Here is a 23,712-nt window from a genome sequence, read left to right on the forward strand (position 1 = left end):
GGTCTGGAACGGGCGCGGTCGTCGACCGCGACACGCCGGACGAGGCGTGAACTACCAGGGTCGACGGTGGCCCAGGGGCGGCGACCGGCGGGTGTCGTCGCCCGCCGGTACCCTGGTGTGGTCCTGGCGGCCGAACACCGGCGCAGGACGAATCGGTGGGGCGCCTCGGGTGCGCTCGGCTGGTCGCGTGGCGGCGTCAGCCGTCGGATGATGGTCCCTGCGGAAGGAGCCGGCTGTCGTGGCCCTGGTGGTGCAGAAGTACGGCGGTTCCTCGGTCGCCGACGCCGAGCGGATCAAGCGGGTGGCCGAGCGGATCGTCACCGCCCGCAAGTCGGGTGACGACGTGGTCGTGGTCGTGTCCGCGATGGGCGACACGACGGACGAGTTGACGGACCTGGCATCCCAGGTGACGCCGGTGCCGCCGGGCCGTGAGCTGGACATGTTGTTGACGGCCGGTGAGCGGATCTCGATGGCGCTGCTGGCGATGGCGATCCACAACCTCGGGTACGAGGCGCGTTCGTACACCGGCTCGCAGGCGGGCGTGATCACGACCTCGTCGCACGGCAGGGCGAAGATCATCGACGTGACGCCGGGTCGGCTGCGGTCGGCGCTGGACGAGGGCGCGATCGCGATCGTCGCCGGGTTCCAGGGCGTCGCGCAGGACACCAAGGACATCACGACGCTGGGCCGGGGTGGGTCGGACACCACGGCGGTGGCGCTGGCCGCGGCGCTGCACGCCGACGTGTGCGAGATCTACACCGACGTGGACGGCATCTACACCGCCGATCCGCGGATCGTTCCGAACGCCCGGCCGGTGGAGCAGATCACGTACGAGGAGATGCTGGAGTTGGCGGCCAGCGGCGCCAAGATTCTGCACCTGCGCAGCGTGGAGTACGCGCGCCGGTCGAATCTGCCGCTGCGGGTGCGCTCGTCGTACTCGCAGAAGGCGGGCACGTTGGTCACCGGTTCGATGGAGGGTCTTTCGATGGAGCAGGCGTTGATCACCGGCGTGGCGCACGACCGGAGCGAAGCGAAGATCACGATCGTGGCGGTCCCGGATGAGCCAGGCGCGGCCGGTCAGATCTTCGACGCGGTCGCCGCCGCCGAGATCAACATCGACATGATCGTGCAGAACGTGTCGACCGAGGGCACCGGGCACACCGACATCTCGTTCACCCTCCCGAAGGGAGACGGCCCGACGGCGATGGCCGCGCTCAACCGGGTCAAGGCCAAGGCGGGCTTCAAGGACGTCCTCTTCGACGACCACGTCGGGAAGGCGTCGCTGATCGGGGCCGGGATGCGCTCGCACCCCGGGGTCGCGGCGAAGTTCTTCGCCGCGATCGGCGCCGCCGGCGTCAACATTGAGATGATCTCCACTTCGGAGATCCGGATCTCGGTGGTGTGCCGCGACAACGACCTGGATGTCGCCGTCCGGGCCCTGCACGACGCGTTCGAACTCGGCGGCGACGAGGAAGCGGTCGTGTACGCGGGTACTGGGCGATGACCATGACGCTCCCGTCCGCTGCGCCGAGCCAGCAATCGGGGGGCGTCGCCCGGGTCCGGCCGCGTGATCCGCGTAATCAGCCGACGTTGGCGTTGGTGGGCGCGACCGGGGCCGTCGGCTCAGTCATGTGTGAGCTGCTGTCGGCGCGCATGAACGTGTGGGGTCAGATCCGGCTGATCGCCTCGTCGCGGTCGGTCGGCCGAACGGTGGTCTGCCGTGGCGAGCCGACCGTCGTTGTGTCGCTGACGCCCGAGGTCTTCGACGGCGTCGATGTGGCGATGTTCGACGTGCCGGACGAGGTGTCGGAGCACTGGGCGCCGGTCGCGGTCGGGCGCGGCGCGATCGTCATCGACAACTCCGGCGCCTTCCGGATGGACCATGACGTGCCGATGGTGGTCCCGGAGATCAATCCGGAGGCGGCGCGGAACCGGCCGAAGGGGATCGTGGCCAACGCGGACTGCACCACCATGGCGATGATCATGGCGGTGGCGCCGTTGCACCGCGAGTACGGGCTCCGGGAGCTGGTCGTGGCGTCGTACCAGGCGGTCTCGGGCGCTGGCCAGGGCGGTGTCGACACGCTCCGCCGCCAGCTCGACAAGGTAGGCGACGACGCGGCGCTCGGCTCGCGTACGGGCAACGTCCGCCGGGCAGTCGGCGACGACCTCGGCCCGTTCCCGGCGCCGGTGGCCCTCAACGTCGTCCCGTGGAGCGGAACGGTAGCCGACGGCGGCTGGTCCTCCGACGAGCTGCGCCTGCGCGACGAGACCCGAAAGATCCTCGGGCTGCCGGACCTCAAGGTGTCGGCGACATGTGTGCGGGTTCCGGTGGTGACCGGTCACTCGGTGGCCGTCCACGCGGTCTTCGCCAGCGAGGTGGACGCCGCCGAGGCGCAGGACATCCTGCGGCAGGCGCCTGGAGTGGTCCTGGTGGACGATCCGGCGGCTGGCGAGTTCCCGATGCCCATCGACGCCGTCGGCACCGACCCGACCTGGGTGGGTCGGATCAGGCGCGCGGTCGACGACCCGCGGGCGTTGGCCTTCTTCGTCACCGGCGACAACCTGCGCAAGGGCGCGGCGCTCAACACCGCCCAGATCGGCGAGCTGCTCGCCACCGAGCTGGCGGCCCGCTGATCAGGAGACCGGCGCCCGGTCAGACCGGCTGTGGCGCCCGGACCGGCTCCAGCAGCCGGTGCAGGCCCGCGGCGGTGATCACCCGTCGGACATGCACCGGGGCCTGGCGGATCACCACCCGCAGCCCCGCCAACCGGGCGTCGGCTTCGGCGTCGACGAGCGCGGCCAGACCGGCCGCGTCGATGAACGGAACCTCGTCGAAGTCGACCAGCACAAAGCGCGCGCCGTCGGCGGTGCGGATCGCCGAGGCGAGCCCGGTGCGCAACGTCGACGCCGAGTCGCGGTCGATCTCCCCACGCACGGCCACGGTGACCCGCTGCCGTTCGTGGGTGACCCGGGCCGACGGCGTGGCGCCAGGGGAGGAATCCGGCCAGATCGCGGGGCCGTCGGTGAGCATGGCGTGCCGCAGCCAGGTCAGCGCCTTGGACAGCAGCCGGGAGACGTGCATCTGGGAGATGCCGAACTGGGCGGCGATCTCGTCCTGGGTGTGGTTCCCGTAGAAGCGCATCGCCAGGATCCGCTGCTCCCGGGCGGGCATCCGGGCGATGAGCTTGGCAACGGTGAGTCGGTCCTCGACCAGGGCCAACTCGCCGTCGGGACCGCCGAGCATCTCGCCCAGCTCCGCCCGCCCGTCCTCGGAGACAGGGCGGTTGAGCGAGGTCGCGGTGTAGGCGACGGCCAGCTCCTGTCCGGTGCGGACCTCGCTCTCGTCAACGCCGAGATACTCGGCCAGCTCGCCGGTGGTCGGAGACCGGGACAGCTGGTTGGTGAGGATCGTGGTGGCCTGGGTGACGTCGAGGCTCAGCTCCTGGAGCCGGCGCGGCACATGCACCCCCCACGAGTGGTCACGGAAGTGGCGGCGCAGCTCGCCCGTGATGGTGATGACGGCGAACGCCGTGAACGAGCCGCGCTCGGGGTCGTACCGGTCGACGGCCTTGACCAGCCCGAGCCGGGCCACCTGTTCGAGGTCCTCCAGCGGCTCGCCGCGGTTGCGGTACCGGCGGGCAAGCCGGCCGGCGAACGGCAGAGCGGCGGACACCATGGCATCGCGGGCGCCGCTACGGGCGCTGCCCGGTGGCAGGTCCGCGACGAGCCCGGCGTACGTCTCGGCGGCGGCGTCAAGGTCGACGAGGTCACCCTGATCGGTGCGGCAGCCTGGGCCCAGCGCGGTACGCATGGCGGCTCCCCTCTCCGCGGCGGGTGTTTCTGATACTGGCCAACGTGAGAATGGTTTAACACGAAATTTCGGGGTAAGTACTGTGATTGCGAATTCCCCGAACGCTTCCGCGCGCCCTGCGTACCCTCAGTCCACCACCGGCCCGGGCGAGCCCAGCAGCGCGCGTCACACCCTCAAACAACAGACGAAGGACGGGCTGCTCCGGCAGTTGGGAGGCCCGCGGTCTAACAGACGCTGAGGCCCAGAGGCGTGCCGTAGGCCCGCAGATCCCGGGTTGCCGCCTCCGGCGTCATCGGCGGCGGAACCGGCAGATCCTCGCGCAGCGCCGACAGCACCAGGCTCGCATGCCGGGTCGGCAGCGTCCCGTACGGGTAACTACGGGTGCCGAGCCTGTCCACCGCCGCCCGCTGCTGGCTGAACCAGGCCACGGCGTCCCACTGGCGCAGCGGCGCCACCACAGCCGACGGCCGTCCCGGGGGTTCGATGAGCACATCGATGCTGCGGAACGCCGGCGATCCCGCCACCCAGCACTCCGCCTCGGCCACCTCGTCCCGCAGCGGCGCCTCGCACCAGTACGGCACCAGCGCGCTGCGCAGCGCCTGACCAGGGTCCAGCAGCCGCCCGCAACCCACCGCCAACCGGTCGGCGCTCTTGCCCGCCCCCACCAACCAGCCCCGCACCGACCCGGCGACCGCCGCCGACAGGGCCGCCGGACGCCCGTACCGCACGCTCAGCGGCCTGCCGGCCACATCGCCGACGGTCTCCCGCAGATCGTCCTCGAACTCGACCTCAAGGCCCGACTCGGCCAAACCCATCGTGGGCGGCGTCGCCGGTGGCAGCCACGCCCGCGGCTCGCCGTCGGCACGACGCAACGCCTGCACGAGGTCCGGGCCCGGGCGCACGAAATCGTCCGGCTGTAGGCCCGACGACGGAGCGCCGAGCTGAAAGCTGTGCGCCGCGCCGAGGTCGAACACCGGCCAGGTCCGGCCGTCGCCGACCAGCAGCACCGTCGCGCCCGGACGCAGCTGTCGCAGCAGGAAAACCCGGTACGCCGGGGGCAGCCGGCGCCAGCGCGTGAACAGTGACAATGTCGTTCCGGCCGCCGGCCCGCGCAACACCGGGTCGTGTACCTGGCGGATGGCCACCGACGGATTCGCCGCCAGCAGGTCGCTGGCGCTCGCCGCGCCCTGCCGCTGCGCGGCCTCCGGGTCATCGACCGCGCCGTCGGGCCAGCGCACCGTCACCTCAAAGCTCGCTGGCAGCCAGGGCGCCCCCATCGTCGCGGCGAGGTGGGCGGCTGAGCCGTGCGGCGAGCCGATCACCACCGCCGGGAACCCCGGGTCGACGACCGGATACTGCGCGGTGACCCAGGCCGCCACCGCGTCGGCGTCCACCAGCTTGAGGTCCTCCGGCGCCAGCGCCACCCGGGCTGCCCCGGCGGCGAGCGCCTCGTCATCTGAGGTGGCCGCGAAGCCGCGGGCCCGGGACGCAGCCGTCGGCTCGTCGAGTTCGTCGCCGGCCCGCCCGGCGAGCGCCCGCGCCGTTACGGTGAGCAGGACCCGGCCGAGACTGTCGGCCGTCACCACCCGTTCCGGCTGGGGGCTCCCGCTGAACGGGGCGTCGATCTCCTGGTACGCCATCCGGCCGTGCTTCCCGCCAGAGGTCTGATCAAACACCGCCCCGGCGGCGCATCTGGGCTAGTGAGAGAACCAGCAGGTCAGGGCGTTGCGCTCGGCGCGGACACCCGCGGGTGGTCGCGCCGCAGCTCCCGGCGGACGAACGCGGTCAGCCCACCGACCAGGGCTGCCGCGGCCGTCGAGCCGAGGTAGACCATGACGGCGCCGACTATCCACATTCCGCTGCTGTCTTCAGCCGCCCGCCAGGACCACGCCAGCGTCAGCGCGGCCGGCAGCACTATGACGACTACCCACAGCGGCAGTCGCCAGACGGCCACGACCGCGACGGCCACGAGCGTCAGGGCGCAGCCTGCCACCTGCCAGGCCCGATAGGGGCCCTGGTGGGTCTGCAACTGCTGGTCGAAGTAGTACGTGGTGTCGTGGCCGAGCCAGGCCCACCACAGCGCTACGGTGATGAGCGCGAGCGCCGCGGCGGACAACGCTCGCGCGGCTGGCGAGGGGGTGATCGTCATCCATCGATCATCGCGGCTCGCCTGCGTGGTCGGATGAGTAGAGCTACTCATCCTGGCGACCTATCGGCAGGCGTTGCGGACCCGGTTGGTGTAGGCGGGCGCGGGCAACCGGTCCCACGGGTTGTCGGCAAGCGTCTCCGGTGTGACGTGTGCCCAGGCGACCGGCAGCGCCCGCAGCGCGTCGCACGCCGCGGGAACCGTTTCCCTACTGGTCTCGTAGACCAGCGCCGCCAACTGCTCCGGCGGCGTCTGCTGCACCCATTCCGGCGCGGCGAAGGAACCGAGGCTGGCCGCCGGGCCCTCGAAGATCACCAGGATGTCGGCGGCGGCCGGCTGGGTGAGGTGCCAGCCCGTCCCGGACGCTGTGCCCGTGTTGCCGACCACCAGGGCGCCGGCGCGGCGTTCGTTGGCCCGGGCGTATAGGGCACGGTAGTAGCTGGCTGTGGCGATGTCAGTGGCCATCTCATCGACGAAGACGCCGCTGATCCAGCTGCCGTAGAGGCCGTGCCACCGGTCGATCTCGGCGTGGACCAGCTCTGCGGACCGTCGGCCCCACTCCGTGTGCACGTATCCCAGCACCCGCTGACCGGCAAGCGCGCAGTACTGGATGGCGGCCAGATAATTTTGGTTGAGAGTGTCACCCGGACCGCTTAAGACGTTGGCCACGATCGCCGAGCCGGCCGGGGAGGAGTCGCAGGCGCGGTGCCAGTCGCTGTAGGCGTCGTCGGACTCCGGCGGCAGGACGTACAGCGGGACCAGCGCGCGCATGGGCGGCGCCGCATCAGCCTGCCCACGGGTCACCAGCCCAGCCGTGCCGAGGACGGCTGCCACGACCGCCACGGCCAGGACCTTGCGCATCGACGCCTCCCCTCCTGCGGTTTCACATGGCTGTGATCACTCTCTCATCATCCGACATGGCATCGATAGCCACGATTATGTAAAGAGGTCGTTGCCCTGAGTCAGCGATCGGCGCGCTGGCGACGGGAGGCCCTCGACAGCCTCGGGCGATGACCGCAGACCTGCCTCGTACGAGTCGGCCTTCCCGGTCAGCAACGCGACAAGCTCGTCGCCGAGCGCTTGACGGGATCAGAACAGCGACGACCGGCCAGCTCTAGGACGATCAGATCGGCGCGGGGAGAGAGGCGCGGCTACCCACGATTCGCTGATGCACGGTCATTCTGCTCCCCACCTGTTCACCGGCGGGGCGGAGTACAGCCACGGTCGGTCCTCCGTCGATGGAAGACTGCCACTGAACTGCTGTTTTGTGGTCGGGGTAGCCGGATTTGAACCGACGGCCTCTTCGTCCCGAACGAAGCGCGCTACCAAGCTGCGCCATACCCCGGTGGTGCCGAGCTATCGTAGCCCACCATCTTCGGCCGTCCAACGCGGGTATCCGGACAGGTCTGTCACCGTGGGATGAGCGTCAGCAGCGACGCCTCCGGTCGGCACGCGAACCGCACGGGCGCGGTCGGATGGGTGCCGACGCCGGCGGTGACGTGTAGCCAGGCGTCCGAGCCGGGCCATCGGTGCAGGCCTTTGGCCATGCTGCGCCGCAGGCCGCAGTTGGTGACCAGCGCCCCGACGCCGGGTAGGCACACCTGACCGCCGTGGGTGTGCCCGGCGAGCAGCAAATCGAAGCCGTCGGCGGCCATGAGGTCCAGTAGCGGCGGCTCGGGCGAGTGAGCGAGGGCGACCCGGACGGCCGCGTCCGGCGACGCGGGCCCGGCGACGGCTGGCCAGTCGTCGCGCTGGATGTGCGGGTCGTCGACTCCGGCCAGCTCGATGAGGCGGCCACCGGCGGTGATCGTGGTGCGGGCGTTGTTGAGGTCGTGCCAGCCGACGCCGGTGAAGACCTCCCGCAGGTCCTCTACCGGTAGGTCGACGCCGTGGGTGTACTCCCGTTCGCTGGCGAAGTAGCCGAACGGGTTCTTCCAGACCGGACCGGTGTAGTCGTTGGAGCCGAAGACGAACGCGCCTGGAACCTGGAACAGCGGCTGGAACGCCCGTACCACCCCGTCGAGCCCATCGGGATGGCCGAGGTTGTCGCCGGTGACCAGGACCAGATCCGGGTCCAACCCGGCGAGGGCGGCCACCCACTGCTGTTTGCGGCCCTGCCCGGGGGTCATGTGCAGGTCGGAAACATGCAACACGCGCAGTGGCTCCGCGTCAGGGGCGAGCACCGGCACGTCGAAGCGGCGGATGGCGAACATGTTGCGTTCGACGAGCGACGCGTACGCGAGGGTGGCGACACCGGCGGCGACGGCCCACGAGGCGGCCTGGAGTAGCCGCCGCCCATTCCTGCCGCGGGTCGTTGCGGGGCGGGCGGACCGGTCAGCCACAGGCGTTTGCATACGACCAGGTTAGTTTCCCGCGTGGGGAGCTGACGGAGACCAGGCTGATGCTGTGCTGGCCAGATCCCGCCGAGGGCCGCGCTGTCGATATCGGTGGGCGTCCGAATGCCGACCGGAGTAGTTTTTGCAGCCATGAGCGCTGTGAAGGACTCCCTGAACGCCGACCTACGGACCGCGATGAAGGCCCGGGATGAGCTGGTCACGTCGACGCTGCGGATGGCCCTGGCTGCCGTCCGCACCGTGGAGGTCGCCGGCGCCGCCGCCCGTGAGCTGACCGACGACGAGGTGTTGGCGGTACTGGTGAAGGAGGCCAAGAAGCGTCGTGAGGCGGCTACCGCGTTCGCTGACGCAGGACGCGCCGAGCAGGCGGCGCGTGAGCTGGCCGAGGGTGGCGTCCTGGATCGCTACCTGCCGGCGCAGCTGTCGGACGACGACCTGACCGTCATTGTCGCCGAGGCGCTGGTGGCCGGCGGGTTCGACGGCCCCAAGGCGATGGGGCAGGCGATGAAGGTCGCCCAGGCGGCCGTCGCGGGGCGGGCCGAGGGTGGACGGGTCGCCGCGGAGGTCAGGCGACAACTGGCCGCCTGAGCGGGAAACTGGACGGCCCGCGTGCGCGTGCGGGCCGTCCAGCAGCGATCGTGAGAGGTCAGCCGGGGAATTCGTCCCGGCGCGGCACGGCGGTCTCACCGGGCAGGAGGCCGTCCGGGTCGGTCGGGATCTGCCGGTCAGCATCGGGTTGGGGTTTCCTGCCGTTGCTGATGTCGATGACGACCGGGCCGCCCTTGATGGTCCGCCACTCGGGGTCGGTGCCCGCCGCTGTTCCGGTCGGGCAGCGTGACTCGACCCGACGCCCGAGTTCAGGGCTGAAGCCGGCGACGCGGATCCGCGACATGGCGGTCTCGATTGGCGTGCAGGTCACCGATGGGATACGGCGCTGTTCGCCGTTGACCAGTCCGCCGTCGGGTGCGGTGAAGTTCGGTGACTCGATGCCCTGGAGCCCGTCCCGTAGGGCTTCGCCGACCGCGTAGTTGACGACGTTGCTGCTCATCTCGGCGTAGGTGTTCGCCCAGTCGGGGTCGGCCATGGTGCCGGCCACGGCGAGCTTCTTCGAGGTGAGCACCAGGTTCGCGGTCTTGTTTCCGTCGGTAGTGCCGGTCTTGCCCGCTACCGGCTTGCCCACGAGTCCACGCCCGCTGGAAAAGGTGCCGCTGTCGCATCTGGTGGTCGCGGACCGGTCGCCGACCGGGCACCGGGCCATGTCGATGGCCGCCCGCGCGACCTCGGTCTTGACGACCTGCTCGCAGCGCGGGTTGGCGACCTTCAACGCCTGGTCGCCCTTACGGATCTCCTGGACGGGGATCGGCTCGCAGTACTTGCCTTCGGCCGCGAGGGTGGCGTAGGCGTTGGCGACCTCCAACGGGGTCGTCAGGGAGACCCCCAGGGTGAAGGCGCCCCAGGTCCTGGCGTTCTGGGAGTAGTACTGGTCGTTGGCGGCCCGGAACCTGATGCCCAGTTTCTCCGCGGCCCGCACGGCGCGGTCGGCGCCGACCTGCTCTTCGAGCTTGACGAAGTAGGTGTTGACGGAACGCCCGAAGCCCGTCCACATTGTGCGGACGCCGTTCATGCTGGGGTCGGCGTTCTTAGGGCACCAGCGGTTGGTGCCGCGGCAAGCGGACGGCGACCCGTACTCGACGACGTAGTTCGTGCGGATCTGGCCAGGCGCCCGGTAGCTGGTGGCCAGCGGCATGCCCTTTTCCAGCGCGGCTACGGCGGTGAACATTTTGAATGTGGAGCCGGCCTGGTAACCGGCGATGTCGCCGCCGCCGGTGATCAGCGGGTTGGTGGTGTTCGGGTAGGTGCCCTTCATCTTGAGCCGGCGTTTGTCCGGGTTGGTGGAGGGCTTGTTCTTGGACTGGTCGAGGCTGTAGTTACGGTTCGTGGCCATGGCGCGTACGCGTCCGGTGCCTGGCTCCACCGCGGCGATCATGAGCGCGTGTCGGTTGCCGGTCGGCAGGTGCCGCTCGACGGCCCGCTTAGCGCTGGACTGGATCTTCGGATCGAGCGTCGTGATGATCTTGTAACCCTGGCTGTTGAGGGCGCGTTCCCGGTCGTACGCGGTCTCGCCGAACTCCTCCTGCTCCATCCACCAGCGGTAGAGGTAGTCGCAGAAGAACCCCCAGTCGTTCTTGGGCGTGCTGACGCAGCCGTTCGGGGTGCGCTTGTTGCCGACCTTGAGCGGCGCGGCCTTGGCGGTGGTGGCCTGTGCCGGGGTGATCGCGCCGGTCTCGACCATCTGTCCGATGACGTAGTCGCGTCGGGCGACGGCCTGCGGGTAGCCGGTCGGGGTGTTCGGGTCGAACGCCGACGGGGCCTTGACCATGCCGGCGAGCATGGCCGCCTGGTCGATGGTTAGGTCTTTGGGATGCTTGCCGAAGTAGACCCGGCTGGCGGCGAAGACCCCGTAGGTGCCGTTGCCGAACGGGGCGATGTTGAGGTAGCGCTCCAGGATCTCGTCCTTGCTGAGCTCCCGCTCCAGCGACACCGCGTAGCGGACCTCGCGCAGCTTGCGCGCGGGGGTGTCCTCGGTGGCGGCGACGACGTCGGCGGGCTTCTCGGCCGAGTAGGAGATCGCCTGGCGGACGTACTGCATGGTCAGCGTGGAGCCGCCCTGCTGGTCGCCGCCGGAGCCGGTGGCGACCAGCGCCCGGGCGATGCCGCGCGGGTCAACACCGTTGTGCTCGTAGAACTGGTGGTCCTCGGCTGCGATGATGGCCTGGCGCATCACCGGGGCGATCTGGTCGAGCCGGGTGTCGCTGCGGTTCTCGTCGTAGAGAGTGGCCAACGGGGTGCGTCCGTCGTTGGCGTAGACGTAGGTGATCTGCGGCGCCTGTTTGACGATCAGCTCGCTGGGGAGTTTGGCGAATGTCTCGGCGCCGGCCTTGACCGCCAGCCCGCTCATCGCGGCGCCGGGGAAGGCAGCGGCGGCCACGACAAGGCCCGTGAGGACGCCGCAGACGGCGAGCGCCGCGAAGCTGCTCACGAGACTGCGGTCACGGTGCCCCGTGAAGATTCGTCCGAGACGTATCTTCTGCCCGGTTATGCCGCTCTTCTCAAGCCGGTCCGTGATGGTGCTGACGGCCTTGGCTCGGCGGCGATCGATGCCGCGCCATACATTCACGCGGCAAGGTTACGTGACGCGTGCCCGCGTTGCCCTCCGGCGCTCGGCTCATTTCGGGCTTGGGCCTGGTCATTAGTGGGGGCCGGGTGGCCGACGTCGAGTCGGGGACCGGGGCGCCGGGCGGCGCTGCGCCGTGTCGCAGAGCCGCCACTTCTTTTGAACGATGTTCTCGTTGCGTTCCACACGCGTCCGCTGGCGTCGGGTTGACTGCGATTAATGATCACGTGCCGGACTCCGGCTGGCCGAGGTGTCCCCGGCGTGTCTCCGGCTTCTGTTCTCTTGGTCGGGGCCGGGTCGGCGTGCGCGTGGGTCGAGGTGTTCGTGCAGGTCGCGACGGGTGTCAGGGTCGGTGGAAGCGGTGCGAGCCGGTCCAGTCCTCCTGGGGTCGCTGATTTGGCAGACAACGTTGCGTAATCGGATGACTACAGAGCATGATGGTCCGGCGAGTGTCACAAGCCCGCGCGCCGCGGGTGAGCGATGGCGGAGAAGCGACCGACAGGTGTGCGGCAGGGGGTCGCCGCGCAGCGCCGGTCAGCGCAGCGCCGAGGCGCGAGGGTGACGAGGGGGAACGCGACAAGGGGGGACGTGCACTGATGGGCATGATCACGGACTGGCCCAGTCTGGCCGCGTGCCGGAACGGCGATCCGGACGCGTTGTTCGTCCAGGGCGCCGAGCAGAACGTGGCGAAACGGATCTGCCGAAGCTGCCCGGTGAGGTACGAGTGCCTGGCCGACGCGCTTGACAACCGCATCGAGTTCGGGGTCTGGGGCGGGATGACCGAACGCGAGCGGCGGGCGCTGCTGCGGCGTCACCCGCAGATCACCAGCTGGCGGCGCATGTTCGAGGTCGCCATGCGGGAGCAGGACGAGGAGAAGGTGCTCGTACCGGTCGGCTAGGATCCGGCGCCACGAGCGGGGTCGTCATACGGCGAGGTTCTCGCCGATCAGCCGCAGCCCGTCGAGGTCATGGACGTCGACGGGCTGCGCCGTCACCGAAACCGTCGCGACATCCGGGAACTCGTCGGCGAAACGCCCGGCTACGAGGCGCTCCCGGTCCGCGCGACGCGCGACGGTCGCGTGTACCCGGAGCACGTCAGCGACGCCCTGATGCCCGACCGCCGACTCCAGCTGGTGCGCCGCGGCCAGGCTCGCCGCCGCTGTCAACTCCGGGATGGCCGTCCCGTGCACCCGGTTGAGGACCAGCCCGGCCAGCGGCATCCGCTCCTGCCGCAGCCGCTGCGCGAAGTACCCGGCCTCCCGGATCGCGTCGGGCTCGGGCGCGGCGACCACGAGGAACGCCGTCTCCCGGTTCTGGAGCACCTGGTAGGTCTCCTCGGCGCGCTGGCGGAAGCCGCCGAACATCGAGTCCAGCGCGGCGACGAAACCGGACAGGTCAGCGAGCAGCTGCGCCCCGAGGATCTTCTGCACCGCCCGGGAGAACACCCCGACCGCCGCCGTGGCGAGGCTGAACAGGCTGCGTCCGCCCCGGGCGGGGGCCATGAGCAGGCGCAACATCCGCCCGTCGAGGAATCGGGACAGCCGGGCCGGGGCGTCGAGGAAGTCCAGGGCCGACCGCGACGGCGGCGTGTCCACCACGATGAGGTCCCACTCGCCGCGGGCGTGCAGCTGCCCCAGCTTCTCCATCGCCATGTACTCCTGCGTGCCGGCGAAGGTGGAGCTCATCGCCTGGTAGAAGGGGTTGGCGAAGATCTCCTGCGCCCGGACCGGGTCGGTATGGGCGAGCACGACCTCGTCGAAGGTGCGTTTCATGTCGAGCATCATGGCGTGCAGCTCGCCGCCGGCGGACGGATCGAAGCCTGAGACCAGACGCGGTGAGTTGTCCAGCTCCACGAGGCCGAGCGCCTGCGCCAACCGGCGGGCCGGGTCGATCGTCAGAACTACCGTGCGTCGGCCGTGCCGCTCGGCCGCCCGTAACGCCAACGCCGCCGCTGTCGTCGTCTTTCCGACGCCGCCCGCGCCGCAACAGACCACGATCCGGGTGCCAGGATCGGCCACGATCGCGTCCAGGTTCAGGGCATCCGGCACGGTCCGAGCCTAGCCGGGCCCCGCCGCCGGCGGCTCGGCCAGCATCGCGGCGAGCAGGTCGAGGCTCGCCCGGTCGACGCCGTCCGGCAGCAGCGGTAGCTCGATCATCGGCTGGCCGAGGCCGGCCAGCTCGGCGCGCAGGCCTGCCTCGGCCGTCGCCCGGGCCCGATGCGCGTCAGCCTCCGCGCGCAGCGCCGACACTGTCGCCGGATCGCTGGCCAGTCCGGCCGCGGCCAGGCCCTTGCGGATCGCCGTCGCGGTAGGGCGGCCGCCCGTCAGCAGCGGCGGGTGGGCGGCGTTGACCACGATCCTGCCGGTCGGGATGCCGAGCCTGGTGAGCTCTGCCAGGGCGTCGGCGGTCTCCTGGACGGGCATCTCCTCGAGCAACGTCACCACGTGCACCGCGGTCATCGGCGAGCGCAGCAGCGCCGACACCCCGTCGCTCTGGGTTTTGATCGGTCCGACCTTGGCGAGGCGGGCCGTCTCGGCGGTGACGTTGAGGAAACGTCCGATCCGACCGGTGGGCGGGGCATCCAGGACCACCGCCTGGTAGACGTGCCGCCCGCCGACGGCCCTGGTCGTGGCCTCCTTGACCTTGCCGGTGAGCAGGACGTCCCGTAGGCCCGGGGCGATCGTCGTGGCGAAGTCGATCGCGCCGATCTTGCCGAGCGCCCGGCCGGCGGCGCCCAGCTTGTAGAACATCGCCAGGTATTCCAGCAGCGCCTCCTCGGCGTCCACCGCCAGCGCTCGGACCTCCCCGCCACCGGGAACGACCGCCACCGGACGCTCCTCGTACGGCAGCGGGTCGACGCCGAACAGCGGCGCGATGCCCTGCCGTCCCTCGACCTCGACGAGCAGGACGCGCTGGCCGCCGGCGGCCAACGCCAGGGCCAGCGCGGCGGCCACGGTCGTCTTGCCGGCGCCGCCCTTGCCGGTCACCACATGCAGCCGGGCCGGCCAGGCGGGGTTCATCGGGGCGCCGTCGCGGGAGTCACGGTGGCGAGGTTAGCCGAGGCAGGCTGCCGTCAGCTGGACGCGACGTCACAGACCCACCAGCCGTTGTCGCGGACGACGGTCAGCCGCAGGCGCTGCTCGGAGGTCCGCTCGTCTGTGGTGGCGAGGGTCACTGTCACGTCTGCGGCGGTCCGGTCGTCGCCGTCGCGGACGGGGGCCGGCGGCGTCCAGGTGATCGCCGGATCGGTGAGGCCGTCGAGCATGGCGTCGAGATCGTTGACGCGGGCCCGCACCGCGCCGGAGTCCTGGGCGGCGGGGCAGGTCAGGTCGGCGGCCCGGGCGGTGTCCCGGGCGGTGTAGACGGTGGTGAGGAACTCGTTGACGGCGACTGCCGGGTCGCTGGCGCCCATCCGGGTGTCCCGGCTGACCAGCCAGGCGGTGAGGCCGCCGCCGGCGCACAGCAGCACGATGGCGGCCAGCGCGGTGAGCAGGGCGAGGCGCCGCGCCGGACGGCGGCGGGTCGGGGCGTCAGCGGACGGCGGCGTGGATGACGGCGTGGCAGGCGGCGTGGATGACGGCGGCGGCGGCGCGGCCGGCGGCGGCGGGGCGGCGGGTTGCTGGTCTGGTTCGTCCGGCATGTGCCCAGTGTCGCCTGGGTTCGGCCCTGGCGGGGCCGGTCCGGGCGCGCCGGTATCGTGCCTGGCATGCAGAAATGGGAGTACGTGACGGTGCCCCTGCTGGTGCACGCCACCAAGCAGATCCTGGACACCTGGGGCGAGGACGGCTGGGAGTTGGTGGCCGTCGTGCCGGGGCCGAACCCCGAGCAGCTCGTCGCCTACCTCAAGCGCCCGAAGGGCGGAGCCGCGTGAGCGTCGACGTGCGGGCCAAACTCGCCGAGATGGGCCTGACGCTTCCTGAGGTCACCCCGCCGCTGGCCGCGTACGTGCCGGCGACGCGCTTGGGCGACCACGTCTACGTGTCCGGCCAGCTGCCGATGGTCGACGGGAAGCTGTTGGCCACCGGCAAGGTCGGCGCCGAGGTCTCGCCAGGCGAGGCGACGGAGTTGGCGCAGCGGTGCGCGCTGAACGCGCTGGCCGCGGTCGATTCGGTGGTCGGGCTGGACAAGCTGGTCCGGATCGTCAAGGTGACCGGCTTCGTCGCATCGGCTGAGGGCTTCACCGGGCAGCCCGGCGTCGTCAACGGGGCGTCGGAGTTCTTTGGGCGGGTGCTGGGCGACGCGGGGGTCCATGCCCGCAGCGCCGTCGGCGTCGCCGAGCTGCCGCTCGGCGCCCCGGTCGAGATCGAGATCATCGCCGAGGTGCGCTGACGCCCCGCCGATCGCTCGTCCGATCGCCCCGCCCCGCCCCGCCGTCTGTCCGTTCTGGCTGTTGAGCATGAGCGATACCGCCTAAATCGGACGGGTTTTCCCGTAGGAGTCATGATCATCACGGGGTGGCGGGGTGGGACGCGGGGACGGGCCTAGTATCGCTGTCATGGTGGGGGGTCCGGCACGCGTCACGGTGTCCGCAGCAACAGCGACCGAGCGGCTTCCGGGCTGGGTGACGCTGGTTCGCGCCCCCAATCCAGGCCCGATGACCCTCGACGGCACCAACACCTGGGTGTTGAGGCCCTCGCCCGACGCGCCGGCGGTCGTCATCGACCCCGGGCCGCTCGACCACGGCCACCTCGACGCCGTCCTCGCCCTCGGGCCGGTCGGCCAGGTGCTGGTCACCCACCGACACCACGACCACATCGAGGGCCTCGACACGTTCTGCGACCGCGCCGGCGCCGAGTTGGTCGACAGCGACCAGCTGACCGTCAACCGTCTCACCATCACCCGGCTCGCCACCCCTGGCCACACCGCCGACTCGGTCTGTCTCGTCGCCGAGGTCGCCGGAGAGCGGGTCGTCGCCACCGGCGACACCATCCTCGGGCGCGGCACCACCGTCGTGGCGTGGCCCGACGGCAGCCTCGCCGACTACCTCGACAGCCTCGCCACGCTTGCCGCCTACGCGGGCGTGCCCGCGCTGACCGGACACGGGCCCGCGCTCGCCGACACCGCCGCCGCAGCGGCGTTCTACCGCGACCATCGGCTCGCCCGGCTCGAACAGGTGCGGGCGGCGGTACGGGCCGGCGCCGTCACCGCGGCCGACATCGTCGACCGCGTCTACGCCGGCCTCGACCCCGCGCTCCGGGAAGCGGCTGAATGGTCCGCCCGGGCCCAGCTTGAACATGTGCGAGGGGAGCGGACGTGACCTGCCCACGCTGCGGCACCGTCGCCGTCCCCGGCGCCCGCTACTGCCACCACTGCGGGCTCGCTCTGGCCCTCGCCGCCACCCTCCCGATCGCCGAGCGGCGGGTCGTCACGGTGCTGTTCGGGGACCTGTCCGACTTCACCTCCTGGTCCGAGGACGTCGACCCGGAGCGGGTCGGCGCCGTCACCGACCGGGTGCTTGCCTCGCTCGCCGGCGCGGTCAAGACCTACGGCGGCCACGTCGACAAGCTCACCGGCGACGGCATCATGGCCGTCTTCGGCGCGCCGGTGGCCCACGAGGACGACGCCGAGCGGGCGATCCGGGCCGCGCTGTCCATGCAGCGCTCGGTGCGTCGGGTGCTCGACGACGAACGCGGCGGGGGCGCCCCGCTGGGGCTGCGCGTCGGCCTCAACACCGGCGAGGTGGTCGCCGGGGTCCAGGCCGCCATCGAGTACACCGTCATTGGCGACACCGTGAACACCGCCGCCCGGCTCGCGGACGCGGCCGCCGTCGGCGCCGTCTACGCCGGGGCGGCCACGGCGACGGCCACCCGGCATCTGGCGTCCTGGCGACAGCTACGGGCGCTGCGACTCAAGGGCAAACGGGTCCCGGTCGAGACGTTCGAGCTGCTCGGCCTGCACGACGCCCCCGGCACCCGGCCCGGCCTCGGCGACGAGGCGCCGTTCGTCGGACGGGAGTCGGACCTGGGCCGGTTCGTCGGCCGGCTCGCCGAGGTCGTCGACCGGCGTGAGCCGTACGTCATGCTTCTGACCGCCGAGGCTGGCACCGGCAAGAGCCGCTTCGCCGCCGAGGCCCAGCGGGCCGCCGCCGACTACGAGCCCGGCCCCGGCCCGTACGCCGGTCGGCCGGCCCGGGTCTTGGCGGCGCGCTGCGCCGCGTTCGGCGAGCGCCGCCTGCTGGCGCCGCTGGCGGATCTGGTCCGGTCGGCGATCGGTCTACCCGCCGACACCACCGAGGCCCGGCCGGCCGTCGAGGACCGCTTCCACCGGTTGGCCGCGCGGCTGGGCCGTGGCGGCGAGCGCGCCCTGCCCACGGACCTGCTGCTGGGCCTGCTGGGTTTCGGCGAGGTGACGCCCCGGCCGCCAGCCGACGAGGACCGGCCCGGGGCCGCCGCACCGGACGCCACCGACGCCGTGTCGCACGCGGTCGCCGAGCTGCTCAGCGCATTGACCGAGGAAGGCCCGCTGCTGGTCGTCATCGACGATCTTCACGATGCCACCCCCGACGCCCTGGCGGCGATCGGCGACACCCTGTCACGGTTGTCCGGGCCGGTGTTGACACTGCTGCTCGGCCGACCGGAGCTGGTCCGCACCGCTGGGGCGTTGACCGGCATCGCCGACGCGGAGGTGCGTTCGTTGCCTCCGCTGCGGGGCGCCGACGCGGCCCGCCTGCTCTCGGCCTACCTGGGTGGCGGGCGGCTGCCCCAGGGGGACACCGACGCGCTGCTGGCCACGGCGCAGGGCAACCCGTTCTACCTGGCCGAGCTGGTGACTCTGCTCATCGAGCGGGGGGCGCTGACCGAGGCCGCCAGCCAGGCCGACGCCGGCCCGGTGTGGCGCCTGGCGGCCGGCTCGCTCGGCAGCCGGCTGCTCTCGCGAGACCTGGCCGCGGTGCTCGCCGCCCGGATCGACTCGCTGCCCGGCGATGCCCGGTCGGTGCTGCGGGACGCCGCGGTCGTGGGCGACACTGTGCCCGGGGCGGTGCTCGAGGCGCTGCGGGAGCGGCGCGGCGGGCGGCTCGGGGCGGCGGCGGCGGAGCTGGAGCGGGCCCTTGACGATCTGCTCCAGCGCCGGATGCTGCACCGGGTCCGCGGCGGTTACGCCTTCCTGACGCCGCTCATGCGCCAAGCCGCATATGTGGGCATCGGCAAGGCCGACCTGGCCCAACGGCATGCGTTCCTGGGCCGCTGGGCGGCCACCTGCGATGCCGAGGCGGCGGCGAGCTTCGCCGACCTCAGCGCGCCGGCGCTGCCCGAGCCAGACGAGGAGCTGGGCCGGGACCTGTTCGTGGCGTACCACGTGGAGCGGGCGGCGGCGCTTGCCGACGAGGTGGGTCTACGGGCTGACGCGGTGGCCAGGCAGGTGCGTCCGTTGGGGGTGGCGGCGCTGGGGCGCTGCGCCAGGCGTGCGGTCGCCGCCGGGGAGCCGGGGCCGGCTCTGGGGTATGCCGAGCGGGCGATGGCGCTGGCCGGTGAGGCATTGTCGGCCGCTGACCAGCTGGTGTACGCCCGGGCGTTGTTGCAGGTCGGACGAGTCGGCGAGGCGTCGACGCTGGTCGAGAAGCTGACCGCCGACGAGATCGACGATGCGGACCGGGCGCAGGCGCTGCTGCTGGCCGGGCGGGCCGCCCGGGTGACCGGCGACATCGGCCGTGCCGAGCGGCAGTGGGCCCAGGCGTTGGCTGTCGCCACCGCGGCCGATCTGCCGGCGCCGCGCACGGAGGCGATGCGCCGGCTGGGCATGTTGGACTATCTGTCCGGCCGGCTGACCGAGGCCGCGGCCAGGTTCACCGAGGCGTACGAGATCGCCGAAGCCGCGGGGGATCGGCGTTCGCAGGCCTGGTCGTTGCAGAACCTGGCCTGGGTGACCACGGCCCGGGCGGACTTCGCCGGCGCCGAGACCGCGTTGGCGCGGGCGTCCACCCTGTACAGCGAGCTGGGCGACCCGGTCGGTCAGGTCTGGCTGCGCGGGACGACGGCGTTCACCCGGCTGCTGGCCGGTCGGCTGCTGGAGGCCCGCCGGCTCAGCCAGGCGTTTCTGCCGGCGGGGGAGCGGGTCGGCGACGGTTGGGCGGTGGGCACGCTGCGCGCGGTGAACGCGTTCGCGGCCGCCGAGCTGGGCGAGTTGGGCGAGGCTGACCGGGAGGCCAGGCGCGCCTACCGGGACTTCGCGGCGGTCGGCGACGACTGGGGCCGTGGCTTCGCGCTCGTGGTGCGGGGGGCGGTGGCCAGGGACCTGGCCGAGCCGGAGCATGCGCGGGATCTGCTGGCCGAGGCGTTGCGGTACTGCGAGCGGGTGGGCCATCCGCTGTTGTTGGGTCTGGTCCGCACGGTCCGTGGCCTGGTGGCGCTGGAGGGCGGGGATCTGCCGGGGGCTGAGGGGGAGGCGCGGGCGGCGCTGGCGGTGGCGGGTCGCGATGACGCCCTGCCGGCGGCGGTTGTCGGACCGCGCGCGTTGTTGGCGGCGGCCCGGTTGGCGGGCGGCGACGCGGCGGGCGCGTCGCGGCTGTTGGCGCCGGTCGCGCAGGCGTCGGGCGCGCCGTCGTTGTTGTACGCGCGGCGGCAGGCCGTCGCTCTGTACGCGCGCGCCCTGTTGGCCGCGGGTCGGGTCGACGAGGCGTTGTCGTGGGCGCGTCAGGCGGTGCTGCTGCCTGGCGAGGACGTCCGCAGCGGCGTGGTGGCGACCCGGACGCTGGCGGAGGTGTTGGCCGTCGCCGGGGATCTGGCGGCCGCCCGGGGCGTCGCGAAGGAGGCGGTGCGGTTGGCGTACGCGACGGAGCAGACGAGCGAACGGGCGGCGACGGACGCGGTGGCGGCCCAGCTGGCGGTCGGCGACGCCGATTGAGCGACGCCCTGCCCGGGTGGCGGAGATTACGGGTGATTTGTGCCGCTCGTTCGGTCGGCTAGCCGACATCGGGATGGCGGCACGTGGCGTACCTTCTCTGTGTGACCGACCGACCGCGTAGCTTCCGCTCCCCGATCGTGCCTGGATTGTCAGATTTTTCGTTGTTGGCGCGTGGCGGTCACGCAACCATCTACCGGGCCGTGCAGGACTCGGTGGGCCGCGAGGTCGCCGTCAAGGTGGAGAACCACCGCCTGGAGAACGACCGTGACCAGCGCCGGTTCCTGCGCGAGGCCCGCGCCTCCGGCCGGCTCTCCTCGCACCCGCACGTGGTGGACCTCTTCGATGTCGGCGTCACCGAGGACGGTCACCCCTACCTGATCATGGAGCTGTGCGACGGCTCGTACGGCGACCGGATGACCAGCGCCCCGCTTTCCGCCGTCGAGGCCCGCGACCTGGGCGTCCGGATCGCCGACGCGCTCGTCTACGCGCACGAGTTCGGCGTGCTGCACCGGGATATCAAGCCCGCGAACATCCTCTACTCACACTTCAACTCCGCGGTCCTGGCCGACTTCGGCCTCGCCATTCTCGCCGAGCATCGTGACACGTCGGTCACCCTTGAGGTCATGACGCCGGCGTACGCATCGCCGGAGATGTTCCGACACAGCCACCCGTCGCCGCCGGTCGACATCTACGCCCTGTCGGCGACGCTGTACGCGGTGATGCGCGGGCGTCCGCCCCGTTGGCGTGAGGACGTCAATCCGGGTCTGCTGACCTTGATGGAGCTGTTCGCCGAGCCGATCCCCGATCTGCCCGGGGTCCCGACGGCGCTGATCGAGGTGCTGCGCGCGGGCATGGCCAACGACGCCGCGAGCCGTCCGACCGCCGCCCAGATGCGCGAGATGCTGTCGTCGGTGAGCCTGGTCGGCGGCCCGACGGAGCGGGCGGCCGAGTCGCGTCCGGGCTATGGCGTGGCGTCGGTCAAGGCACGCGGCACGGCGCCGGCGCCTCGGCAGTCCGATCCAGGCGCAGGGGGCACGCTACGTCGGTTGTTCAACTGGCCGCGCCGTGGCTGACCGGCAGTCGCCGCGCCCCGCTGACCGACGATCTGGAAACCGGCGGGCCCGCTGAGGCGGAGAACTCAGACGCGGGCGCGCCGCGCCAGCCGCTCCGGGTCCAGGATGATGACGCTCTTGCCGTCCAGACGCAGCCAGCCGCGGGAGGCGAAATCAGCCAGGGCCTTGTTCACCGTCTCCCGGGACGCGCCGACGAGCTGGGCCAGCTCCTCCTGGGTGAGGTCGTGGGTGACCCGCAGGACGCCGCCGTCACGGGTCCCGAAGCGGCTCGCCATCTGGAGCAGGTTCTTGGCCACCCGGCCGGGAACGTCGGTGAAGATCAGGTCGGCCAGCGCGTCGTTGGTCCGGCGCAGCCTGCGCGCCAACACCCGCAGCAGCTGCTCGGCGATCTCCGGCCGGTCCGCCAGCCACGGTCGCAGCGACTGCTTCCGCAGCCGGGCCAGGCGGGTGTCGGTGACCGCGGTGGCGGTGGCGGTGCGTGGGCCGGGGTCGAACAGCGACAACTCACCGAGCATGTCGGACGGGCCCATCACCGAGATGAGATTCTGCCGTCCGTCGGCTGCCCGGCGACCGAGCTTGATCTTGCCGGCGATGACGATGTAGAGGCTGTCGCCCTGCTCGCCCTCGTTGAAGACGACATCGCCCTTGCGGACGTCGACGGTCTCCATCTCCTTGGCGAGCGCGGCGGCGGCGTCGGCGTCAACGCCCTGGAAGATCCCGCTACGGGCCAGTACCTCGTCCATCGGTGAACCTTTCTCCCGACCCGCCGTCTACCCGACCCCGCTGGCGGCTCTCACGACTGTCGCCGGCCGTGCGGCTGCTGCTGGCGCGTGCACAGTCTAGGCGTACGACGGCCCTGTTGGGGCAGGACCCCCGAGTGAGATTCGCATGCCGCGACCCAGGTGGCGGCCGGGTGACGAGGCGGCTCCGCTGCGCTCGCCGCGTCCGTCCGGGAGCAGGGGCGTGGCGAGCGGCGGGCTCCTTTGGGGACTGTCGGGGGCGGTCCGGGGGCGGTATGGTTCCGTGACTATGCCTGATCCGCTCCCCGACCCGGCAGCGCCGACAGACCCGCCCGACCCGGCGGACCCGTCCACAGCGGCTGAGGGTCGCGTGTCATTGTGGCGTCGGCCCGGCGTGATGGCCGGGGTCATCGCCACAGTGGTGATCGGCGGCGCGGCTATCGGCGTGGGCGCCCTCGCCTCGACCGGCGCCCCTGCCGACGCGCCGCGTTGGCTCGCCCCGCTGGCCGACGCGCCGGGGCAGACGCCGCCCAGCCCGCGCTCGGACGGCGAGGCGGTCTCGCTCGCCGCGGTCGGGGACATCGTTCTCGGTAGCGCCCCACACCGGTTGCCGGCCAACGACGGCGTCGGCCTTTTCGACGGCGTGTCCGAACGGATTGAGGCCGACCTGGTCATGGGGAACCTGGAAGGCGTCCTCACCGACGACACCGGCGTCAGCAAGTGCCGGCGCGTCGCGGATCCGAGCGCGTCCCCGCGCATCGCGAGCCCGACACCCAACGAGCGTCCGCAGGGCGGCGACTGTTTCCAGTTCCGGGCGCCTCCCCGGTACGCGCGGCACCTCAAGGCCGCCGGCTTCGACCTGCTCAACCTGGCCAACAACCACGCCAACGACTTCGGCTCGACGGGGCTGCGTAACACCCACCGGGCGCTTGAGGGCGTGGGCCTCGATCACACTGGAGGTCCGGACGAGATCGCCGTGGTCGAACGCAACGGCATCGCGATCGCCGTCGTCGGTTTCTCGTCCTACGCCTGGTCGAACAGCCTGCTGCGGCTGGACGAGGCCCGTGAGGTGGTACGTCGGGCGCGGGATCGCGCTGAGATCGTGGTGGTCCAGGCGCACATGGGCGCCGAGGGGATCAACGAGACCAGGGTGACGCCGGGCGAGGAGCGCTTCCTGGGCGAGAACCGGGGCGACCCGGTCGGGTTCTCCCGCGCGATGGTCGACGCGGGCGCGGATCTCGTCATCGGTCACGGCCCGCATGTGCTGCGCGGGATGGAGTTCTACCGGGGGCGGCTGATCGCCTACAGCCTCGGCAACTTCGCGGCCGGCGGCGGCGTGCTCAGCGAGCGCGGCCGGCTGGGCCTGGGCGGCCTGCTGACGGTGACCCTCAACCGTGACGGCGCCTACCGATCCGGGCGATTCCTGTCCACGGTGATGCGCTACGGCAGGCCCACTGTGGACCCCGACGGCGCCGGCCTGGCGCTGGTCCGGCGGCTGAGCAGCGACGACTTCCCCCAGTCCGACCCTGACTTCGATGGCACGGGCCGCATCGCCCCGTCGTCCTGACGCCG

20 protein-coding genes and 1 tRNA gene are annotated in these 23,712 nt (G+C 71.8%); 10 read left to right on the top strand and 11 right to left on the bottom strand.

Annotated elements, in window-relative coordinates; all coding sequences use genetic code 11:
* Positions 1-238: 238 nt before the first annotated feature.
* Together ABD287_RS07270 and ABD287_RS07275 are read left to right on the top strand one after the other, a co-directional pair.
* Positions 239-1,504, top strand: a complete 1,266-nt coding sequence (locus ABD287_RS07270; protein ID WP_344170198.1) for an aspartate kinase — start codon at positions 239-241, stop codon at positions 1,502-1,504.
* Positions 1,501-2,634: an aspartate-semialdehyde dehydrogenase gene (locus ABD287_RS07275; RefSeq protein ID WP_344170200.1), complete on the top strand. Its 1,134-nt coding sequence runs from the start codon at positions 1,501-1,503 to the stop codon at positions 2,632-2,634. The genes ABD287_RS07270 and ABD287_RS07275 overlap by 4 nt, the downstream gene beginning before the upstream one ends.
* 19 nt (positions 2,635-2,653) lie before the next feature.
* Here the strand turns inward: ABD287_RS07275 and ABD287_RS07280 are convergent, their stop codons facing one another.
* The 6 genes from ABD287_RS07280 to ABD287_RS07305 all read right to left on the bottom strand — a co-directional run bounded on the left by ABD287_RS07280 (position 2,654) and on the right by ABD287_RS07305 (position 8,311).
* Entirely contained in the window at positions 2,654-3,811 is a 1,158-nt protein-coding gene (locus ABD287_RS07280; RefSeq protein ID WP_344170202.1) for a SigB/SigF/SigG family RNA polymerase sigma factor, read from the bottom strand.
* A 224-nt stretch (positions 3,812-4,035) separates the two neighbouring features.
* Positions 4,036-5,451 (bottom strand): hypothetical protein, encoded by a 1,416-nt coding sequence (locus ABD287_RS07285; RefSeq protein WP_344170204.1) that lies wholly within the window; start codon positions 5,449-5,451, stop codon positions 4,036-4,038.
* 77 nt (positions 5,452-5,528) lie between these two features.
* A complete protein-coding gene (locus ABD287_RS07290) occupies positions 5,529-5,960 on the bottom strand; it encodes a hypothetical protein (RefSeq protein WP_344170206.1) in 432 nt (143 codons plus the stop codon).
* A gap of 60 nt (positions 5,961-6,020) precedes the next feature.
* Positions 6,021-6,818, bottom strand: coding sequence for a spherulation-specific family 4 protein (locus ABD287_RS07295; protein WP_344170208.1), 798 nt, complete (start codon positions 6,816-6,818; stop codon positions 6,021-6,023).
* Between the two features lie 407 nt (positions 6,819-7,225).
* Positions 7,226-7,302 (bottom strand) — tRNA-Pro (locus ABD287_RS07300).
* A gap of 64 nt (positions 7,303-7,366) precedes the next feature.
* On the bottom strand, positions 7,367-8,311 hold the full coding sequence (locus ABD287_RS07305) for a metallophosphoesterase (protein ID WP_344170210.1): 945 nt from the start codon (positions 8,309-8,311) through the stop codon (positions 7,367-7,369).
* A 132-nt stretch (positions 8,312-8,443) separates the two neighbouring features.
* On the opposite strand from ABD287_RS07305, the gene ABD287_RS07310 reads away from it, so the two are divergent.
* The gene (locus ABD287_RS07310) at positions 8,444-8,899 is read left to right on the top strand and encodes a GatB/YqeY domain-containing protein (protein WP_344170212.1); all 456 of its coding nucleotides are present in this window, start codon (positions 8,444-8,446) and stop codon (positions 8,897-8,899) included.
* A 58-nt stretch (positions 8,900-8,957) separates the two neighbouring features.
* Here the strand turns inward: ABD287_RS07310 and ABD287_RS07315 are convergent, their stop codons facing one another.
* The gene (locus ABD287_RS07315; protein WP_344170214.1) at positions 8,958-11,351 is read right to left on the bottom strand and encodes a transglycosylase domain-containing protein; all 2,394 of its coding nucleotides are present in this window, start codon (positions 11,349-11,351) and stop codon (positions 8,958-8,960) included.
* A gap of 731 nt (positions 11,352-12,082) precedes the next feature.
* Between ABD287_RS07315 and ABD287_RS07320 the strand changes: the two genes are divergently transcribed.
* Positions 12,083-12,385 carry a WhiB family transcriptional regulator gene (locus ABD287_RS07320; protein WP_344170216.1) on the top strand — a complete coding sequence of 101 codons (303 nt, stop codon included), beginning with the start codon at positions 12,083-12,085 and terminating at the stop codon, positions 12,383-12,385.
* Positions 12,386-12,409: 24 nt separating this feature from the next.
* On the opposite strand, the gene bagB is transcribed toward ABD287_RS07320, so the two are convergent.
* Genes bagB through ABD287_RS07335 form a run of 3 tightly spaced genes read right to left on the bottom strand, consistent with a single transcriptional unit; the run spans position 12,410 to position 15,126 of the window.
* The gene (gene bagB, locus ABD287_RS07325) at positions 12,410-13,534 is read right to left on the bottom strand and encodes an ArsA family ATPase (protein WP_344170217.1); all 1,125 of its coding nucleotides are present in this window, start codon (positions 13,532-13,534) and stop codon (positions 12,410-12,412) included.
* Positions 13,535-13,543: 9 nt separating this feature from the next.
* Entirely contained in the window at positions 13,544-14,506 is a 963-nt protein-coding gene (bagA, locus tag ABD287_RS07330; protein ID WP_344170220.1) for an ATPase BagA, read from the bottom strand.
* Positions 14,507-14,559: 53 nt separating this feature from the next.
* Complete coding sequence (locus ABD287_RS07335; RefSeq protein ID WP_344170223.1) at positions 14,560-15,126, bottom strand: Rv0361 family membrane protein; 567 nt, start codon at positions 15,124-15,126, stop codon at positions 14,560-14,562.
* 66 nt (positions 15,127-15,192) lie between these two features.
* On the opposite strand from ABD287_RS07335, the gene sp36 reads away from it, so the two are divergent.
* The 5 genes from sp36 to ABD287_RS07360 all read left to right on the top strand — a co-directional run bounded on the left by sp36 (position 15,193) and on the right by ABD287_RS07360 (position 21,400).
* Positions 15,193-15,357 carry a Sp36 family protein gene (gene sp36, locus ABD287_RS07340; RefSeq protein ID WP_344170225.1) on the top strand — a complete coding sequence of 55 codons (165 nt, stop codon included), beginning with the start codon at positions 15,193-15,195 and terminating at the stop codon, positions 15,355-15,357.
* A 29-nt stretch (positions 15,358-15,386) separates the two neighbouring features.
* The gene (locus ABD287_RS07345) at positions 15,387-15,815 is read left to right on the top strand and encodes a RidA family protein (protein WP_344170968.1); all 429 of its coding nucleotides are present in this window, start codon (positions 15,387-15,389) and stop codon (positions 15,813-15,815) included.
* A 166-nt stretch (positions 15,816-15,981) separates the two neighbouring features.
* On the top strand, positions 15,982-16,743 hold the full coding sequence (locus ABD287_RS07350) for an MBL fold metallo-hydrolase (RefSeq protein WP_344170228.1): 762 nt from the start codon (positions 15,982-15,984) through the stop codon (positions 16,741-16,743).
* Positions 16,740-20,327: an adenylate/guanylate cyclase domain-containing protein gene (locus ABD287_RS07355; protein ID WP_344170231.1), complete on the top strand. Its 3,588-nt coding sequence runs from the start codon at positions 16,740-16,742 to the stop codon at positions 20,325-20,327. Before ABD287_RS07350 ends, ABD287_RS07355 begins: the two co-directional genes overlap by 4 nt.
* A 101-nt stretch (positions 20,328-20,428) precedes the next feature.
* Positions 20,429-21,400 (top strand): serine/threonine-protein kinase, encoded by a 972-nt coding sequence (locus tag ABD287_RS07360; protein WP_344170234.1) that lies wholly within the window; start codon positions 20,429-20,431, stop codon positions 21,398-21,400.
* A 65-nt stretch (positions 21,401-21,465) separates the two neighbouring features.
* Here the strand turns inward: ABD287_RS07360 and ABD287_RS07365 are convergent, their stop codons facing one another.
* Positions 21,466-22,143, bottom strand: coding sequence for a Crp/Fnr family transcriptional regulator (locus ABD287_RS07365; protein ID WP_344170237.1), 678 nt, complete (start codon positions 22,141-22,143; stop codon positions 21,466-21,468).
* Positions 22,144-22,537: 394 nt separating this feature from the next.
* Between ABD287_RS07365 and ABD287_RS07370 the strand changes: the two genes are divergently transcribed.
* Positions 22,538-23,707, top strand: coding sequence for a CapA family protein (locus ABD287_RS07370; protein ID WP_425565540.1), 1,170 nt, complete (start codon positions 22,538-22,540; stop codon positions 23,705-23,707).
* Positions 23,708-23,712: the final 5 nt, after the last annotated feature.

This window comes from Pilimelia columellifera subsp. columellifera, assembly GCF_039532605.1.
In the GTDB taxonomy this organism is placed as follows: Bacteria; Actinomycetota; Actinomycetes; order Mycobacteriales; family Micromonosporaceae; genus Pilimelia; species Pilimelia columellifera.

Bases quoted from the DNA above. Each gene is read 5' to 3' on its own strand.
- ABD287_RS07350 (WP_344170228.1), top strand. From the start codon at position 15,982: ATGGTGGGGGGTCCGGCACGCGTCACGGTGTCCGCAGCAACAGCGACC.
- ABD287_RS07285 (WP_344170204.1), bottom strand. From the start codon at position 5,451: ATGGCGTACCAGGAGATCGACGCCCCGTTCAGCGGGAGCCCCCAGCCG.
- sp36 (WP_344170225.1), top strand. From the start codon at position 15,193: ATGCAGAAATGGGAGTACGTGACGGTGCCCCTGCTGGTGCACGCCACC.
- ABD287_RS07305 (WP_344170210.1), bottom strand. From the start codon at position 8,311: ATGCAAACGCCTGTGGCTGACCGGTCCGCCCGCCCCGCAACGACCCGC.
- ABD287_RS07275 (WP_344170200.1), top strand. From the start codon at position 1,501: ATGACCATGACGCTCCCGTCCGCTGCGCCGAGCCAGCAATCGGGGGGC.
- ABD287_RS07370 (WP_425565540.1), top strand. From the start codon at position 22,538: ATGGCCGGGGTCATCGCCACAGTGGTGATCGGCGGCGCGGCTATCGGC.
- ABD287_RS07280 (WP_344170202.1), bottom strand. From the start codon at position 3,811: ATGCGTACCGCGCTGGGCCCAGGCTGCCGCACCGATCAGGGTGACCTC.
- ABD287_RS07295 (WP_344170208.1), bottom strand. From the start codon at position 6,818: ATGCGCAAGGTCCTGGCCGTGGCGGTCGTGGCAGCCGTCCTCGGCACG.
- ABD287_RS07290 (WP_344170206.1), bottom strand. From the start codon at position 5,960: ATGACGATCACCCCCTCGCCAGCCGCGCGAGCGTTGTCCGCCGCGGCG.
- ABD287_RS07310 (WP_344170212.1), top strand. From the start codon at position 8,444: ATGAGCGCTGTGAAGGACTCCCTGAACGCCGACCTACGGACCGCGATG.
- ABD287_RS07365 (WP_344170237.1), bottom strand. From the start codon at position 22,143: ATGGACGAGGTACTGGCCCGTAGCGGGATCTTCCAGGGCGTTGACGCC.
- ABD287_RS07345 (WP_344170968.1), top strand. From the start codon at position 15,387: ATGGGCCTGACGCTTCCTGAGGTCACCCCGCCGCTGGCCGCGTACGTG.
- ABD287_RS07335 (WP_344170223.1), bottom strand. From the start codon at position 15,126: ATGCCGGACGAACCAGACCAGCAACCCGCCGCCCCGCCGCCGCCGGCC.
- bagA (WP_344170220.1), bottom strand. From the start codon at position 14,506: ATGAACCCCGCCTGGCCGGCCCGGCTGCATGTGGTGACCGGCAAGGGC.
- ABD287_RS07320 (WP_344170216.1), top strand. From the start codon at position 12,083: ATGGGCATGATCACGGACTGGCCCAGTCTGGCCGCGTGCCGGAACGGC.